This is a genomic window from Kitasatospora sp. NPDC101183 (assembly GCF_044767945.1).
GTDB lineage: Bacteria > Actinomycetota > Actinomycetes > Streptomycetales > Streptomycetaceae > Kitasatospora.
On the sequence record NZ_JBIWOW010000001.1, the window covers coordinates 225,959 to 241,729 of the forward strand.

At 73.2% G+C, this 15,771-nt stretch carries 10 protein-coding genes; 3 read left to right on the plus strand and 7 right to left on the minus strand.

What is annotated here, in order from left to right:
• Window positions 1-3: 3 nt before the first annotated feature.
• On the minus strand, window positions 4-1,551 hold the full coding sequence (locus ACIRRS_RS00950; RefSeq protein ID WP_402962884.1) for an alpha/beta hydrolase: 1,548 nt from the start codon (window positions 1,549-1,551) through the stop codon (window positions 4-6).
• 289 nt (window positions 1,552-1,840) lie between these two features.
• Between ACIRRS_RS00950 and ACIRRS_RS00955 the strand changes: the two genes are divergently transcribed.
• A complete protein-coding gene (locus ACIRRS_RS00955) occupies window positions 1,841-3,241 on the plus strand; it encodes a S41 family peptidase (protein ID WP_402962887.1) in 1,401 nt (466 codons plus the stop codon).
• 7 nt (window positions 3,242-3,248) lie between these two features.
• Here ACIRRS_RS00955 and ACIRRS_RS00960 read toward each other — a convergent pair whose 3' ends face one another.
• The 4 genes from ACIRRS_RS00960 to ACIRRS_RS00975 form a co-directional block, all read right to left on the minus strand.
• A complete protein-coding gene (locus ACIRRS_RS00960; protein ID WP_402962889.1) occupies window positions 3,249-3,752 on the minus strand; it encodes an NUDIX hydrolase in 504 nt (167 codons plus the stop codon).
• Window positions 3,753-3,811: 59 nt separating this feature from the next.
• Window positions 3,812-6,691: an NACHT domain-containing protein gene (locus ACIRRS_RS00965; protein ID WP_402962892.1), complete on the minus strand. Its 2,880-nt coding sequence runs from the start codon at window positions 6,689-6,691 to the stop codon at window positions 3,812-3,814.
• A 291-nt stretch (window positions 6,692-6,982) separates the two neighbouring features.
• The gene (locus tag ACIRRS_RS00970; protein ID WP_402962894.1) at window positions 6,983-7,942 is read right to left on the minus strand and encodes a ricin-type beta-trefoil lectin domain protein; all 960 of its coding nucleotides are present in this window, start codon (window positions 7,940-7,942) and stop codon (window positions 6,983-6,985) included.
• A 42-nt stretch (window positions 7,943-7,984) separates the two neighbouring features.
• Window positions 7,985-9,022 carry a ricin-type beta-trefoil lectin domain protein gene (locus ACIRRS_RS00975; RefSeq protein WP_402962897.1) on the minus strand — a complete coding sequence of 346 codons (1,038 nt, stop codon included), beginning with the start codon at window positions 9,020-9,022 and terminating at the stop codon, window positions 7,985-7,987.
• 706 nt (window positions 9,023-9,728) lie between these two features.
• Here ACIRRS_RS00975 and ACIRRS_RS00980 point away from each other — a divergent pair.
• Window positions 9,729-11,363: an ABC-F family ATP-binding cassette domain-containing protein gene (locus ACIRRS_RS00980; RefSeq protein ID WP_402962900.1), complete on the plus strand. Its 1,635-nt coding sequence runs from the start codon at window positions 9,729-9,731 to the stop codon at window positions 11,361-11,363.
• Here the strand turns inward: ACIRRS_RS00980 and ACIRRS_RS00985 are convergent.
• Window positions 11,360-12,358 carry a LacI family DNA-binding transcriptional regulator gene (locus ACIRRS_RS00985; protein ID WP_402962903.1) on the minus strand — a complete coding sequence of 333 codons (999 nt, stop codon included), beginning with the start codon at window positions 12,356-12,358 and terminating at the stop codon, window positions 11,360-11,362. The genes ACIRRS_RS00980 and ACIRRS_RS00985 overlap by 4 nt on opposite strands.
• 150 nt (window positions 12,359-12,508) lie before the next feature.
• Here ACIRRS_RS00985 and ACIRRS_RS00990 point away from each other — a divergent pair, with 150 nt between their 5' ends.
• Complete coding sequence (locus ACIRRS_RS00990; protein WP_402962905.1) at window positions 12,509-14,245, plus strand: amidase; 1,737 nt, start codon at window positions 12,509-12,511, stop codon at window positions 14,243-14,245.
• Between the two features lie 28 nt (window positions 14,246-14,273).
• Here ACIRRS_RS00990 and ACIRRS_RS00995 read toward each other — a convergent pair whose 3' ends face one another.
• The gene (locus tag ACIRRS_RS00995) at window positions 14,274-15,770 is read right to left on the minus strand and encodes an APC family permease (protein WP_402962908.1); all 1,497 of its coding nucleotides are present in this window, start codon (window positions 15,768-15,770) and stop codon (window positions 14,274-14,276) included.
• Window position 15,771: the final 1 nt, after the last annotated feature.

Genomic DNA, 15,771 nt, shown 5'->3' on the forward strand with positions numbered 1-15,771 from the left:
CGGTCAGGGCTTCACGCAGGTCCGGTCCTCCGACGGCAGGCGGCCCCCGGCCAGGTAGGCGTTGACGGTGTCGTCCACGCAGGCGTTGCCGTAGATCCCGTACAGCCCGTGCTGGTTGGCGCCTTGCAGGGTCAGCAGCCGGGAGCCGGGCAGCAGCCCGTGCAGGGCGACGCCGCCGCCGTACGGGGTGCGGGGGTCGCCGGTCGCGGCGACGATCAGCGCCCGGGCGTCGCGGCGCACCTGGGTGGGCGCCTCGCGCGGGCGGGCCCAGAAGGCGCAGGGGCCGATGTTGTCGAGCAGCGGGCCGAACAGCGGGTGCCCGGCGCGGCTGCGCTCGATCTCGCGCCAGTAGTGCTCGGGGTCGTGGGAGGCGGGGCCGTCCGCGCACGCGATGAGCTGCATGGCGCTGCCGGCCGGCGACCCCTGCGGGCCGAACAGGAACTGCAGCAGGCCGACGGTCCCCGCGTCCGGCGTGACCGGGCGGCCCGCCGCGGCTTCGGCGAGCATCGCCACCTGCCCCGCGAGGGAGGCCCGTTCGGGCTCGGAGTCGCCCTGGAGCCCCGCGAAGAGCATCATCGGCGCCAGCGAGTCGTCGAGCGAGAAGGCGTCGGCGCCGCTGCCGAGGACCAGCGGGCGCTTCGCGGCCGCCTCCACGGTGCGCAGGATTCCGGCGGTCACCTCCGCGCGGGTGCGGCCGAGCCCGTACGTGCCGTTGCGGGCCGCCGCCCAGTCCGCCCAGTCGTCGAAGGCCTTTTCCAGCCCGGGCAGTTGGCTCGGGATGAGCGCCGGCCCGGCATGGCGCGGGTCCACCGCGCTGTCCAGGACCATCCGGTCGACGCGGCCGGGGAACATCTGGGAGTACACCGTGCCGAGGTACGTGCCGTAGGACAGGCCGAGGTAGGAGATCCTCCGCTCGCCGAGCGCGGCCCGGACCACGTCCAGGTCCCGGGCCGTGTCACGGGTGCTCGTGTACGGCAGCAGATCGCCGGCCGCCGAGCGGCACGTGGCCGCGAGGTCCCGCTGGAGGGCGACCTGGCGCTCGAAGCCGGCCCGGCCCGTCCCGGAGGACTGGAGGCTGAAGCCGACGGACCAGCGGCAGTCGATCGGGGCGCTCCGGCCGGTGAAGCGCGGGTCCAGCCCGACGATGTCGTAGCGGGCGGCGGTCTCCTTGAGCGCGGCGTGCACCCGGAGCGGCGAGGCGAGCGTCGGACTGCCGGGGCCACCGTCGTTCAGCAGCAGCGTGCCGATCCGGTGGCGGGTGTCGGTGGCCTTGATCCGGGAGAGCGCGAGGGTGACGGTGCGCCCGCCGGGGTCGCCGTAGTCGACCGGCACCGTGACCTCCGTACAGCGGGCGCCGGCCTGGTCGAGCGCCGTGCCGTCGGCGTCCTGCGGGCCTTGGGCGCAGCCGTGCCAGGCGAGGGGCTGGTGGTGGTAGCGGTCGAGGCCCTGGGGGCCGTCGGCGGCTTGCGCGGGTAGGGCGGCGGCGACGGTCAGGCAGGCGGTGAGGGCGAGAGTGGCGGCCGCGGCTCGGCGGCGGCGTGGAGCGGTCATGGCGTCTCCTCGGTGATGGCAGATGCATGGCCAGGCTTGTCCTCTGCTCGGCAGAACGATCCGGGCGGGCGGGCCGTTCCCGGAGTCTTTACGTCAACTTGACTGTGCTGCACGGTGGTTGATCGTCCGATCTGCGAATGTACGCCGCAGGTCGGAGCGCGGTCGGGCCCATCTCCTCCCGCAGTCGGCCTGGGGACCGCTCCTCAGACGGACGTGCGGCGGCCGGACCGGTCCGTACGGTCGGGCCGTGAAGCGGTTCCGAACGGAAGAGCACGGAGTCACCATGCGTATGACACAAGGAAGTTCGGCGGCTCGGGCGGCGGTCGTCACGGCGCTCTCCCTGGCCCTCGCGGCCGGGGCGGCGGCGGGGACGGCCAACGCGAGCGGAACGGACCGGCTGGAGGGCGCCTGGCGGATGGACGGGTACGGGACGATCGTCCAGATCCACGGCGGTGCGCTCACCACGTACGACCTCACCCGGCACGGCTGCACCCCCGGCGTGACCACCGCCGCGCAGTTCGGCGCGCCCCTCCCCGGCGGCGCCGTCCGCTACGGCACACCCGGGCAGCCCTACGCCGAGCTGACCGTCACCCCGCACGGGCGCCACCGGGCCGTGTACGCCAAGGACCAGAGCACCGGCACCCGCACCCTCGCCCGCCTCCCCGGCGGGCTGCCCGCCGCCTGCACGCTGCCCGTCTCGGACGAACCGCTCGCCGTGTTCGACCGGTTCTGGGACGCCTTCGAGGAGAACTACCCCTTCTTCGCCGCCAAGGGCGTCGACTGGCAGGCCGTACGGGCGAAGTACCGCCCGCAGGTCACGGCGGCGAACCTGGTGGACACGCTCACCGCCATGGTCGCGCCGCTCCAGGACTCGCACGTCGCCCTGCTGCGCGCGAAGCCCGACGGCGGGTACACCACCTTCTTCCGCGAGATGCGCGCGGGCACGGAGGCGCCGACCGCGCAGCTGCTCTCCCGCGTCCTGCCACCCATCCGCGCCCAACTCTCATCTCCCGAGCGGCGGTTCGGCAACGGCCTGCTCGGCGTGGGCGAACTCCCGGACGGCCTCGGCTACCTGCGGGTGAACGCGTTCGGCGACTACGTCGACGGCGGCGGCCCACAAGCCCAGGAGGCCGAACTCGACCGGGCCGTCGACGCGTTGCTCGACCGGCCGCGCACCGGAGTGGTGATCGACGTACGGGTCAACGCGGGCGGCTCGGACGCGCTCGCCGTCCGCCTCGCGTCGCGGTTCACCGACCGGCCGTACCTCGCCTACTGCAAGATCGCCCGCAACGACCCCGCCGACCCCGCTGCCTTCACCCATCCCCAACCCGTCACCGTCCGCCCCGCTCCCGGGACTTCACGCTTCACCGGCCCGGTGGCGCTGCTCACCTCGGGCTCCACGGTCAGCGCGGGCGAGACCTTCACCCAGGCGACCACGGGCCGCACCCCGCACACCACCCGCATCGGCGACAACACCCAGGGCGTCTTCTCCGACGGGCTCCCGCGCCGCCTCTCCGCCGACCTCGTCCTGCTGCTCCCCAACGAGGAGTTCCTCACGCCTGCCGGGACCACGTTCGACGGCCCGGGCATCCCTCCGGATGTCCGCACACCGGTCTTCACCCCCGAGGAGCTGGCCACCCTCCAGGACTCCGCCCTCACCGAGGCCCGCCGCCGCCTCCACCTCGGCTGACCGGCCGTCACCAGCGGGCGACGAGCGTCTCCTCCCCTCCCCGACGGCGGTACAGCCAGGTGGTTCCCGGCGCGACCTCCCCGGACAGGTAACCGACGATGGGCTCCCGCTGCGCCGCGCTGTCGAGCTGCCCGAGCAGCTTCAGGGCGTCGGGCAACGGGAAGAAGGCCGCCTGTTCGATGTCACCGTCCTCCGGTCGCACGCTCCCGGACCACACGCCGACCTCGAAAGCGACGGCCAACGCCGACGGGTACCGCCGGGAGTCGACGTTCACCAGGAAGGCCGTCCGCACCGGGTCGCCCACCAGCAAGCCGGTCTCCTCCCGCATCTCCCGCCGCAGCGCCTCGTGCAGCAGCTCGCCGTCCTCGACCCCACCCCCGGGCAGCGACCAGAGCACCTCGCCGTCGACGCCGAGACTCTCCCGCACGAGCAGGACCTCGCCGCCCCTGCGGACGATGCCGATCACGAGCTGCGCCCGGGGTGATGGAGGCTGGGGTTCCTCAATCGTCATACCGCAGACCGTACTCAATGCGACCGGACGGCGGCTGCGGTGGTGCTGTGAGCGGTGGGTCAGAAGTGGGGCAGGCCAGTGATCGTCCCTACGGGGAAGAGTTCGGCGCCATCGACCTCATGGGTGCCGTAGAGGTGGATCTCGGTGAGGTCGGCGAGGCCGGCGAGCGGTGTGAGGTCGATCCTCCGCTCGCCTCTGGTCAGGCCGGAGAAGCTGATCCGGCTCAGCTTCGGGAGGAGGGACGGCACGGCAGCCAGCGGATCCTCCCGGCCCCAGTACGAACTGCAGCCGAGGTCCAGGGCCGCCACCTGGGGAAGGGGCGGCAGCTTTCCGCCGCACAGGTTGACGAACCCGCCGTCGCACAGCGACAGAAGTCGCAGATCAGCAAGATGCTCGACAGCGGAGAAGCCCTCCACCCATCCGCCGACATCCAGGACCTCCAGTTGCGGCCAGCGAGTGATTCCGGTCAGTGAAAGACCTTTGGTCGCCGTGGACGCGAGGGACAGGCTCCTCAGTTCCGCCGTCACAGGCAGAGCCTCGACGCTCCGGAGACCGAGCGGCATGTAGAGGCTCAGAAGGCGCAGTCGAGTGAGCGCAGCGAGGCCGTCGAGCGCCGGCGCGGAGACGTTGAGCGCCAGATCCGTCACGGCGGAACCGGCCAGTGCTTCGAGGTCGCGGACGGCGTCACAACCGACCAGGCGGAGCCTGCTCAGTTCGGTGAACTCGGAGAGGAAACCGACGTTGGTCAGGACCGGATTGTTCTGGATCGCAAGGTTCTCCAGTCCTTCCGGAGCGAGGCCCCTGGCTAGCTCACCCTCCGTGAAGGAGCCGGTGACGATGACCTGAGGCACCGTTCCCGCCGATCGCATCGCGGCTAGCTGCTCGGTCGTCGTGATCAGCGCCAGCTTTCGTTTGGGGCAGTGCCGGAGGACCTCCACGGCGTAGTCCTCGGCATCGAACCGGCCCCAGGCCGCCTCAAGTTCCCACGACATATCGTCCGACGTGGACAGCCGGAACCGCTTCATCACCCCCATCGCCGCCTCGCCACCGATCAGCGCTGCGGTGTGCACCACAGCGGCCGCCTCGTCGTCATCCAGCCCATCGGGGCCGGGCAGCAGGTCGAGGATGACCGGCCCCGCCGCAGCGAGAGCCTCGGCCTCCTCCTTGTTCCTCGGCGGCAGGAGTGCCGCAGCGTGTTCCGTCACCTCATCCCGCACGTCAGGGTCCAGTTCCGTGGCGTTCTCCAGGCAGGCCATCGCGAGCAGGTACAGCCGGACCCGGTGGCGCCGACCGCGCTTCCCCCGGTTGACCAGTCCCCTCAGCAACTTGGCGCGCTCCTGCGGACGGGCGTGGCCGACCGCCATCCTCAGAACGTCCTCCCACTGGTCGTCGTGGGCGTTGCGCACCAGCAGCGGGAAGTCCATCTTCTCGATGGCGGCCTTGGCACCCAGGTAGTCCTGGAACGTGCGGTGCACGAAGTCGATCGTGTCCGCAGCCGGCGCGCGCAGCAGACCGCTCCGGCTCACGAGATGGTTCAGCACTGCGGCGGAATCCCCCTGCGCCCCGACCTCGGGCATGGCCGGCAGGAGGTTGGAGATCTGCGCGAGCGCCGTCTCGCGGTCCATCTCGGTCTGACGATTCACGACCAGCCAGTAGGCCAGTTGCTGCAGCAGCTGGATGCTCTGATGCTCGGAGAGCACGATCCCCTCGGGGCATTCGATCCCCCGCTCCCGGTCGCGGCGCACCAGCAGCATCGACAGCGCGGCCGCGTACAACTCCATCCGCCCCTGGGGGAGGTGGCCGTGGCGGTCCCGGTTCAGCGCACAGACCAGGGCGCACAGCAGCGGTGTGGTGGTCAGCTGCGCCAGAGGACGCTGGGAGCGGATGGTGTCGGTCAGGGTCTCGCCCAACCCGGCCAGTTGGGACCGTTCGTGATCGCTCCACGCGGTGGCCTCCGCAGCAGCATGCCAGCGGCGGACGAAGACCCCGACATCCTTGGTGCTCATCGGACGAACCGTCAACTCGTCGAACTCGTAGTCCGCGAGCCAGCCCTCCGGAACGGCCGACGGGCGGGTCGTGGCCAGCACGCGGGCGTGCGGATACGCGGCCAACAGCTCCGCCAGCCACTCCCGGGCGCGCGCCCGCTGTTCCTGCGGCACCTCGTCCAGTCCGTCGACCAGGAGCAGCGCCCGCCCGCTCAGCAGGACACGGTCCGCCCAGCCGGCGGGTTGAACGGACACCAGCGGGCGAGCCACCGAGGCCAGGAGGTCCTCGGGGCCGGGCAGTTGACCGAGCCGGACGAGCGAGCGCAGCGGCAGGACGAACGGCACGCACCGGTTCAGGTGCTCCATCGACGCGGGCAGCGTGCCTCGCGCGGTGGACACCGCCAACCACTGCAGCAGGGTGGTCTTCCCGCTGCCGGCCAGGCCCCGCACCAGGGTCCGCCGGAGGCCGAACAGGGCCTGTTCGGCCCGGCTCACGACCGCGACCACCGATGCCCTTCCGTCGAAGGCCGCCGCGTGCGGGTCGACGTTCGAGGATGACAGTTCCAGGCTGAGGTAGGCGGCGTCCAGCGGCCAGCAGGAACTCTCCGATCGGGAGAGGTCCAGGCCCACCACGGAGAGCCGGGCGTGCCGCTCGACCATGTACTGGCGGTACCGCTTCTCGAACGCCTCGTCGGGCGTGAGCTCCACAGCTACGGGCGCCGCGGCCAGGGCCAACAGCGGGTCCGGCGCCAGCCCCAGAGCACGGGCGAGCAGAACGACGGTGACTCCGCTCGGCATCGTGGGCCCGTTCAGCGCCCGGCTGACGGTGGTCCGGCCGAGCCCGGCCCGGCGGCTCAGCCCATCCACGGTGATCTGGCGCTCGAACCGCGCCCGGCGAAGCCGCTCCTTCAACTCCTCAACGGGTGACCGCTGTTCGCCGCCGTCTCGCCCCATCCGAAACCCCTGCCCTCCACCCCGAACGCACTGCGGAGAACTCTATCGACCCGAAGACCCTCCCACCGCCAGCGAGTTGGGCACGGAAACCGAGCACCAGAAGGCCGCTCGAGTGCGTATGCGACCACTCAACCGTCCCGCATGGCCAGCGAATTGAGGACGCATGGAGATCCCATGGAGGCCGCGTCCGCCGAATCGGCGCCCCGGCAGCCGACCGCCCCCGGACGCGCGCCGCCGGCCGTACCCGGGGAGGTGCGGCCGGCGGCTCGTCGGGCGGTGTCGCGGCAGTGCTCAGTCGCCGGGGGCGCTGAAGCGCTGCGCGTCGCCACCGTTGCACGCGTACATCTGCAGCTGCCGCTGGTCGGTGGTGTCACCGTTCGGGATGTCCAGGCAGTACGACCACTGCGCGTTCCGCAGCTGCCCGTTCTCGTAGTACCACTGCTGCGGGAGGCTGCCGTTGCAGTCCCACAGCCACACCAGGGCGCCGGTCGAGGCGCCGTTGGCGTCGAGGCACTTGCCGAGGGCCTTCAGGGCGAGCCCGTCCCGGTTCCACCACTGGGCGTTGGTGTTGTTGCAGTGGTAGATCTGGACGGGCGTCCCGTTGCCCGTGCCGCCCGCGCGGACGTCCAGGCACTTGCCGTCCTTGCCGACGACCGGCCCGCCGGGCAGGCGGTAGAAGTTGACGTTGCCCCCGGAGCTGTTGAAGCGTCCGTAGAAGCCCCAGTTCGTCCATCCGCCGTCGCTGCGCAGCGTGAACGTGCCCTGGTCGAAGATCCAGAGGTTGTAGCGGATGCCGCTGCTGTGGGTGAGGATCGCGGAGGCCCGGACCGTGCTGAAGTTCATGGAGAACTGGGCGTCGGCGCGGACCAGGAGCAGGTTGTAGTGACCGCCGGTCAGGTCGGCGCCGTGTGCCACGAAGCCCTTGACGAGTGCGTCCGGCGGAAAGATGTAGGACGGGTACTGGTCGAACAGGGACTGGATGGCGCCGCCCACCGAGATGTCGTCCTTGGTGATCTGGACGCCGGAGGAGGCGAGTTGCGCGCGCGGCGCCGCGTGCGCGGGAGTGGACGCGGACGGGGACGCGGATGGGTGAGCGGTGGGTGCGGCGAGCGGGATGCTGCCCTGGTCGCTCGCGGCGGCGATCGCGGGCAACGGTGCCCGGTCCGGTGACTGCGCGGCCGCGGCCGGCCCGAGGGCGAGGGCGGTTCCCGCGGCGAGCAGCAGGGCGGAGCCCAGGAGGGTTCTCTTCATGGGGGTGCACCTAGGTTCGAAGTCGGTGGTGGTGGGCCCTCGTCAGGGCAGGGTGAAGCGCTGCGTGCCGGTGCCGTTGCAGGGGTACATCTGCAGCCGGTTGCCGTTGCCGAGGTTGCTGTTGGGGATGTCGAGGCAGTACTGCCACTTGGCGTTGCGCAGCGAGCCGTTGTCGTAGGACCACTGCTGCGGCGGGGTGCCGTTGCAGTCCCAGAGCTGGACCTTGTCGGTCCAGCCCCCGCCGCCCGCGTCGAGGCACTTGGTGACGCCGCTGATGCTGACCTTGAGCGCCTGCCCGTCGCGGTACCACCACTGCGAGTCGGTCGTGTTGCAGTCGTAGACCTGGACGGGGTTGCCGTTGCCCAGGCCGCCCTGCTGGTCGTCGACGCACTTCGAGTCGTTGGCGGCGCTCCTCATGCTGTCGCCGGGGGACTTGTAGAACGTGAGCCCGCCCGAGCCGGAGCCGCTGTAGCGGCCGTAGAAGCCCCAGTTGCTCCACCCGCCGTCGCTGTTCAGGGTGAAGTGCCCCGAGTCGAAGATGAAGAGGCGGAAGAGCTGGCCGTCCTTGTACTTGATGTGACCGTCCCAGACGGTGTGTGCGAAGGAGGCGTCGAAGTGGGCGTCGTCGGCGACCAGCATGATGTTGTAGTGGCCGCCGGTGCGTGCCGCGGTGTCGTTGACGACCGCCTGGACGAAGGATCCCCGGTCCGGCTTCTCCAGCGCCTTCTGGACGATGTCGATGATCTTCTCGAAGAAGTCGATGGCGGACGAGATGATGTCGGTCACCGGGTTGCCGACCCGTGGTTGGACGGCCTTCGGGGCCGGGCCCGCCGTGGAGTTCGGCTTCAGGTCCGAATTCAGCGGCGCCGGCGGCTGGAGCGGGACCTCCTGGTCCCCGGAGGCCAGGCGGGGCGGCGGGAGGTGCAGCGGTGCGGCGGGGGCGGGAGCCCCCTGCGCCGTGATGCGGGCGCCGGTGGTGTGCTCGTCGAGGGCGGGCGCGGCGAACGCCGTGCCGGCTGCCACGAGGAGGGCGCCGGCCGCCAGCAGGGCGGTGGCGCCGAGGCGGTGTACTCGTGTCATGTCGTACCGGTTCTCCTTCCGGGAGGCCGGGCTGGTCCCGACCTACCGGACACGCTCCGGCAGTCCGATACACACCGCGTAGACGGCGCGTGTACACGCCGGCTGAGCGGCCCCGGTCCCGGCCGGGGGAACAGCCTCCGTGTGCTCCCGTCGTGCTCCCACGCCGGGAGCGCACGGCACTGCTGCTCTCGGTGTCTCCGGCCCGTCCGCGCCGGCCCGGGCCCCGGCGGGCCCGCGCGCCCACGGCGGGACGGGCGCCGCGTCCGGCCCCCGGCCGTCGCGACCGGGACCGGCCGCCGCCGGGGGCACCAGATTGGGTGACGCCCTCCCGGCAGCAGCCCGATCGCCCTCCGGGACCACGGCCGTGCACCGATGGCAGCGGACCGGCCGACCGTGCCCGGTGGCGCCCCCGCAGGCGCCACCGGGCGCCTGCGTTCCCCGGATCGGGCAGACTGCCCCGAATCAAATCGTTCGCCCCCGCAGCACGGTCGCTGCTACAGTCCCCGGGACTTGTAGCCGTGTGATCGAGGAGTGGCAGACGTGGCGGGTGACGACGACATCTCCGGGTGAGATCCGGACTTGACGGCCGCCGGCCGGTGCTCGACGAGCGCCGCAGCCGAGGTGGCCCTCATCGTCGTGCCCCTTTCCCCCGTCTGCCCGGGGCAGAGCTCTGTCCTCCTGCCCCCGCCCTCCTCCGAGGTCCCCCGTGTCCGACGCCGCCGTCGTCTGCTCCCACCTGTCCTTCTCCTGGCCCGACGACACCCCGGTCTTCCGGGGCCTGTCCTTCGCCCTCGCCCCCGGCCGCACCGGCCTCGTCGCCCCCAACGGCTCCGGCAAGAGCACCCTGCTCAACCTGATCGCCGGTGAACTCCGGCCCGCCACCGGCTCGGTGACGGTCACCGGCAGGCTCGGCCACCTCCCCCAGAGCCTGCCGCTGAGCTCCGGCCTCACCGTCGCCGAGGTGCTCGGCGTCGCCGACGTCATCCGCGCCATCGACGCCGTCGAGTCCGGGGACGTCGACGAGAGGCACTTCACCGTCATCGGCGAGGACTGGGACGTCGAGGAGCGCACCCGCGCCCAGCTCGACCGCCTCGGCCTGGCCGACCTCGCCCTGGACCGGCGCCTGAGCACGCTCAGCGGCGGCCAGATCGTCTCCCTCGGCCTCGCCTCGCAACTCCTCAAGCGCCCGGACGTGCTGCTGCTCGACGAGCCGACCAACAACCTCGACGCCCAGGCCCGGCACCGGCTCCACGACGCGCTCGCGGACTTCACCGGCTGCCTGCTGCTGGTCAGCCACGACCGCGCGCTGCTGGACCGGATGGACTCCATCGCCGAGCTGGGCAGCGACGAACTCCGCCTCTACGGCGGCGACTTCACCTCCTACGAGCAGGCCGTCCGGGCCGGGCGCGAGGTCGCCGAGAAGAACGTCCGCAACGCCGAACAGGAGTTCAGGCGCGAGAAGCGGGAGATGCAGCAGGCCCGCGAGCGCGCCGACCGCCGCCAGAGCAACGCCGCCCGCAACCTCAAGAGCGCCGGCCTGCCGCGCATCTTCGCCGGGAACATGAAGCGCGGCGCCCAGGAGTCCGCGGGCCGGGCGGGCCAGATGCACGCCGCCCGGGTCGGCGAGGCCAAGGCCCGCCTCGACGAGGCCGGGCGCGCCCTGCGCGAGGATCAGCGCCTCGCGCTGGAACTGCCCGACACCCAGGTCCCCGCCGGGCGCACCCTCCTGCTCGGCGAGGGCCTCCAGGTCCGCCACGACGGAACCCCGGTGTTCGCCGACGGCGGGGTCGACCTAAGCGTGCGCGGCCCCGAGCGCATCGCGCTGACGGGGCCCAACGGCGCGGGGAAGAGCACGCTGCTCAAGCTGATCACCGGTGAACTGGCCCCGGACGGCGGGGAGATCACGCGCGGCGAGGGCCGGATCGCCTACCTCTCCCAGCGCCTGGACCTGCTCGGCCTCGACCGCTCCGTGGCGGAGAACTTCGCCGCCTTCGCCCCCGAGCGGCCCGAGAAGGAGCGGATGAACCTGCTCGCCCGCTTCCTGTTCCGCGGCGCCCGCGCCCACCTGCCGGTCGGGGTCCTCTCCGGCGGCGAGCGGCTGCGCGCCACCCTGGCCTGCGTGCTGTGCGCGGAGCCCGCCCCTCAACTGCTGCTGCTCGACGAGCCGACCAACAACCTGGACCTGGTCAGCGCCGGGCAGTTGGAGAGCGCCCTGAACGCGTACCGGGGGGCGTTCCTCGTCGTCAGCCACGACGAGCGCTTCCTCGCCGGGATCGGGGTGACCCGATGGCTCCGGCTGGCCGGGGGGCGGCTGGAGGAGACGGGGGCGCCCGTGGGTTAACACCCGGCCGTGGACTCCCGGACGTTCAGCGCCCAGTCGTGGCGCCGGACGGCCCCGGGCGCGGCCGTGCCCGCGAGGAGGTCGCTGAGCAGGGCCGCGCAGGCGCGCCCGTACTCCCCCGGGCGCAGGTCGACGGCGGTGACGCGGGGCGCCGAGCCGCGCGCCGCCGCGCCGTCCACGCAGGCGGCGACCAGCAGGTCCGTGCCGACGCGGCGGCCGGCACGGGCGGCGGCGGCCAGCACGCCGGGCACGGCGCCGTCCGGCGCGCAGACCACGGCGTCGGGGGCGGCGGCCCCGGCGAGCAGGTCGGCGGCGGCCGTCTCCGCCTCGGCGGGCGTGGCCGCGAAGGGCACCGTCCGTACGGCGACCTCGACGCCCTCGCGGCCGCCCCAGGCCTCGGCGGCCGCCCGGAGCGCGGCGGCCCAGTCGGAGCCGGGGCCGGGGGCGAGCAGGGCGGGGCGGCGGGCGCCGCGCTGCGCGAGGTGGTCCAGCAGGGCCGCCAGCGAGGCGGCGTTGTCGCACACCACGGCGCCGCTCGGTGCGGTGCCGCCGCCCAGGTAGCGCTCGCCCGTGACCACGGGGACCCCGGCGTCGAGCAGGTCGGGGACCTCGGGGTCGTCCAGTTCGGGGTCGATGACCAGCAGGCCGTCCACCCGGGCGGCGAGCCCGGATCCGGCGGCCGTGCCGGGGGCGAGCAGGACGAGGTCCAGCCCGTCCTCCCGCGCCCGCTCGACGGCGCCGAACGCCAGGTTCATGTAGTAGTCGAGGCGGGTCGCGGTGCGCGGCAGGTGCAGCCCGATCGCGCCGGTGCTGGCCCGGCGCAGGCTGCGCGCGGCGGAGTTCGGCCGGTAGCCGAGCGCCCGGGCCACGCCCTGGATGTGCGCGCGGGTGGCCTCGGAGACGCGGCCGGAGCCGCCGAGCGCGTTGGAGGCGGTGCTCTTGGACACCCCGGCCGCCCGGGCCACGTCGATCAGGGTCACGGAGCGGCTGGTCACAGCCCGGAATTCTAGACGCAGCCGCGCCACGCTCCCCCGCGCCCGTCGGCAATCCCTTGCTGGAACGTTCCAGCAGTGCTTAGGATGCGCCCGCTGGAACGTTCCAGCACGCCCGTCCCCGTCCGCCCCGAACACCCAGGAGCCACCCGCATGACGCGTGGATTCGACGTTGTGGAGACCGGTATCGCCGAGCTGCGCGCGGCGCTGGAGAAGGGCGGGACCACCGCGGTCGCCCTGCTCGACGCCTACCTCGCCCGGATCGAGGCGTACGACCGGCCCGGCACCGCCACCGCGCTCAACGCGATGGTCGTGATGAACCCCGGGGCCCGCGCCGAGGCCGAGGCCTCCGACGCCCGCCGCGCCCGGGGCGAGAGCCTCGGCCCGCTGGACGGCATCCCGTACACCGCGAAGGACAGCTACCTCGCCAAGGGCCTCACGGCGGCGGCCGGCTCCCCCGCCTTCGAGCACCTCGTCGCCCAGCGCGACGCCTTCGCGATCGAGCGGCTGCGCGCGGGCGGCGCCGTCCTCATCGGCCTGACCAACATGCCCCCGATGGCCAACGGCGGCATGCAGCGCGGGGTGTACGGCCGCGCCGAGAGCCCGTACGACGCCGACTGGCTGACCAGCGCCTACGGCTCCGGCTCCTCCAACGGCTCCGGCACGGCGACGGCCGCCTCCTTCGGCGCCTTCGGCCTCGGCGAGGAGACCTGGTCCTCCGGCCGCGCCCCCGCCTCGTACAACGCCCTGTGCGCCTACACCCCCAGCCGGGGCGTCATCTCGGTGCGCGGCAACTGGCCGCTCGTGCCGACCATGGACGTGGTCGTCCCGCACACCCGCACCATGGCCGACCTGCTCGAACTGCTCGACGTCGTCGTGGCCGACGACCGGGAGACCCGCGGCGACCTGTGGCGCAGCCAGCCCTGGGTGCCGCTGCCCGCCGCCTCCGAGGTCCGGCCCGCCTCCTACCCGGCCCTGGCCCCGGCCGACGCGGGCGCGGCCCGCGCCGCCCTGGCCGGCAAGCGCCTGGGCGTGCCGCGCATGTACATCAACGCCGACCCCGAGGCGGGCACCAACCCCGAGGGCGGCATCGGCGGCCAGACCGGGCAGCCGATCGAGACCCGCCCCTCGGTGATCGCCCTGTGGGAGGCCGCCCGCCGGGACCTGGAGGCGGCCGGCGCCGAGGTCGTCGAGGTCGACTTCCCCGTGGTGACCAACTACGAGTCCGACCGCCCCGGCGCGCCCTCCCTGCACACCCGGGGCCTCGTCGGCCGCGACTTCCTCACCGTCGAGATCGAGGACCTCTCCGCCCACGCCTGGGACGACTTCCTGCGCGCCAACGGCGACCCGGCCCTGAACACCCTCACCGAGGTCGACGGCACCCGCATCTGGCCCGAGCAGGAGGGCGAACTCCCGGGCCGCTACCAGGGGTTCGACGACACGATCGGCGACTACCCGCGCTTCGTGCGCGAGCGCCCCTGCACCTCCCTCACCGACCTGCCGCACCTGGAGGAGGGCCTGCGCGGGCTGGAGGAGACCCGCCGGGTCGACCTGGAGGAGTGGATGGACGGCCTCGGCCTGGACGCCGTGGTGTTCCCGGCCGTCGCCGACGTCGGCCCGGCCGACATGGACGTGAACGAGGCCTCCGCCGACCTCGGCTGGCGCAACGGCGTCTGGGTCGCCAACGGCAACCTCGTCCCCCGCCACCTCGGCATCCCGACCGTCACCGTGCCCATGGGCACCATGGCCGACATCGGCATGCCCGTCGGCCTGACCCTGGCCGGGCGCGCCTACGACGACAACGCCCTGCTCTCCCTCGCCGCGGCCTTCGAGGCGACGGGCGAGCGCCGTACGGAGCCCGGCCGCACCCCCCGCCTCACGGCGCGGTGACCGCCGGGGAGCGCGGGGGCCGGATGCGTCAGCCCTCGCGCTCCCGGGTGTTCTCCAGCACCAGCCGGCCCATGACCTCGTACCGGTCGGGCCTGCGCGCCCGGGTGTACAGCGCGAAGGCGACCCCGCCCGCGAAGACGGCGCCGACGATCCACGGGGTCAGCGTCAGGAAGAGCGCCTGCGAGGCGGCCCCCGCCGCCGTGTCCAGGTTCAGCACCAGCAGCACGATCGCGGCGATCATGCCGAGCCCGCCGAGCAGCGGCGCCGTGAACGTGCGGAACCAGTGCCGGGATCCGGGGTGGTGGCGGCGGAAGTACGCGATCACGGCGAAGGAGCAGAGCGTCTGCACCACCAGCAGCGCCATCGTGCCGAGGATCGCGGTGAGCGTGTACAGGCCGGTGTACGGGTCCTGCCCGGCGGCCCAGAACCCGCCGACGACGGCCAGGGCGATCGCGCTCTGGGCGAAGGAGGCGACGTACGGCGAGCCGTGCCGGGGGTGGGTGCGCCCCAGCGCCGGATGGAGGAAGCCCTCGCGGCCGATCGCGTACAGGTAGCGGGAGGCGCACTGGTGGAAGGCCATGCCACAGGCGAGGGCGCTGGTGCACATCAGCCAGTGGAAGGCCGTCACCGCCCAGCCGCCGAGGTGCAGCCGGGCGGGCGCGAGGAAGAGGTCCAGCGGGCCGGGCCCGGCCGCCGTCCCCACCGCCCCGGCGCCGTTGGCCGCGACCACCGCCCAGGCGGTGAAGGTGTAGAGCACGCCGAGGCCGACCACCACCGCGAGCGTGGCCCGGGGGATGATCCGCCGGGGGTCGCGCGACTCCTCCCCGTACATCGCCGTCGACTCGAAGCCGATCCACGACCAGAAGCAGGCGAACAGCCCGACGCCCGCGTCCACCCCGCCGAACGCCCCGGCGGGGCTCAGCGAGGCCGTGGCCAGGCCGTCGGGCCCGCCGCCGTCCGCCAGCACCGCGCCGCCGAACAGCAGCAGCATCAGCACCTCACCGACGAGGAAGACGCCGAGGACCCGGGCGGCCACCTCCAGGTCGAAGTAGGAGAGCAGCGCGGTGACGGCGAGCATCGCCACCGCGAACACCTGCCACGGGCAGCCGACGCCGAACTCCGCCCGTACGGTCTGCTGGGCGAAGTACGCGAAGATCCCCACGACCGAGGCCTCGAACACCATGTACGCGAGCACCGCGAGCAGCCCCGAGGCCATGCCGGCCACCCGGCCGAGGCCGTGGGAGACGAAGCCGTAGAAGGCCCCGGCCGTGGTGATGTGCCGGGCCATGGCCACGTACCCGACGGTGAAGACCGTCAGCACCACCGTGACGAAGGCGAAGGCGGCGGGCGCGTGCGTGCCGTTGCCGCCGCCGATGACCACCGGCAGGTTGCCGGTCATCGCGGTGATCGGCGCGGCCGTGGCCAGGGCCATCAGGACGACCCCGGCCAGGCCGACGGACCCGGCCTTCAGCCGCTGCACCGCGGGCGCGCCCCGGTCGGCGGTGGACTTCTCGGCGGTCGGCATC

Excerpts from the sequence above, each read along its gene's own strand:
- ACIRRS_RS00950 (WP_402962884.1), bottom strand. The coding sequence starts at position 1,551 with ATGACCGCTCCACGCCGCCGCCGAGCCGCGGCCGCCACTCTCGCCCTC.
- ACIRRS_RS00970 (WP_402962894.1), bottom strand. The coding sequence starts at position 7,942 with ATGAAGAGAACCCTCCTGGGCTCCGCCCTGCTGCTCGCCGCGGGAACC.
- ACIRRS_RS00960 (WP_402962889.1), bottom strand. The coding sequence starts at position 3,752 with ATGACGATTGAGGAACCCCAGCCTCCATCACCCCGGGCGCAGCTCGTG.
- ACIRRS_RS00990 (WP_402962905.1), top strand. The coding sequence starts at position 12,509 with ATGACGCGTGGATTCGACGTTGTGGAGACCGGTATCGCCGAGCTGCGC.
- ACIRRS_RS00965 (WP_402962892.1), bottom strand. The coding sequence starts at position 6,691 with ATGGGGCGAGACGGCGGCGAACAGCGGTCACCCGTTGAGGAGTTGAAG.
- ACIRRS_RS00995 (WP_402962908.1), bottom strand. The coding sequence starts at position 15,770 with ATGCCGACCGCCGAGAAGTCCACCGCCGACCGGGGCGCGCCCGCGGTG.
- ACIRRS_RS00955 (WP_402962887.1), top strand. The coding sequence starts at position 1,841 with ATGACACAAGGAAGTTCGGCGGCTCGGGCGGCGGTCGTCACGGCGCTC.
- ACIRRS_RS00975 (WP_402962897.1), bottom strand. The coding sequence starts at position 9,022 with ATGACACGAGTACACCGCCTCGGCGCCACCGCCCTGCTGGCGGCCGGC.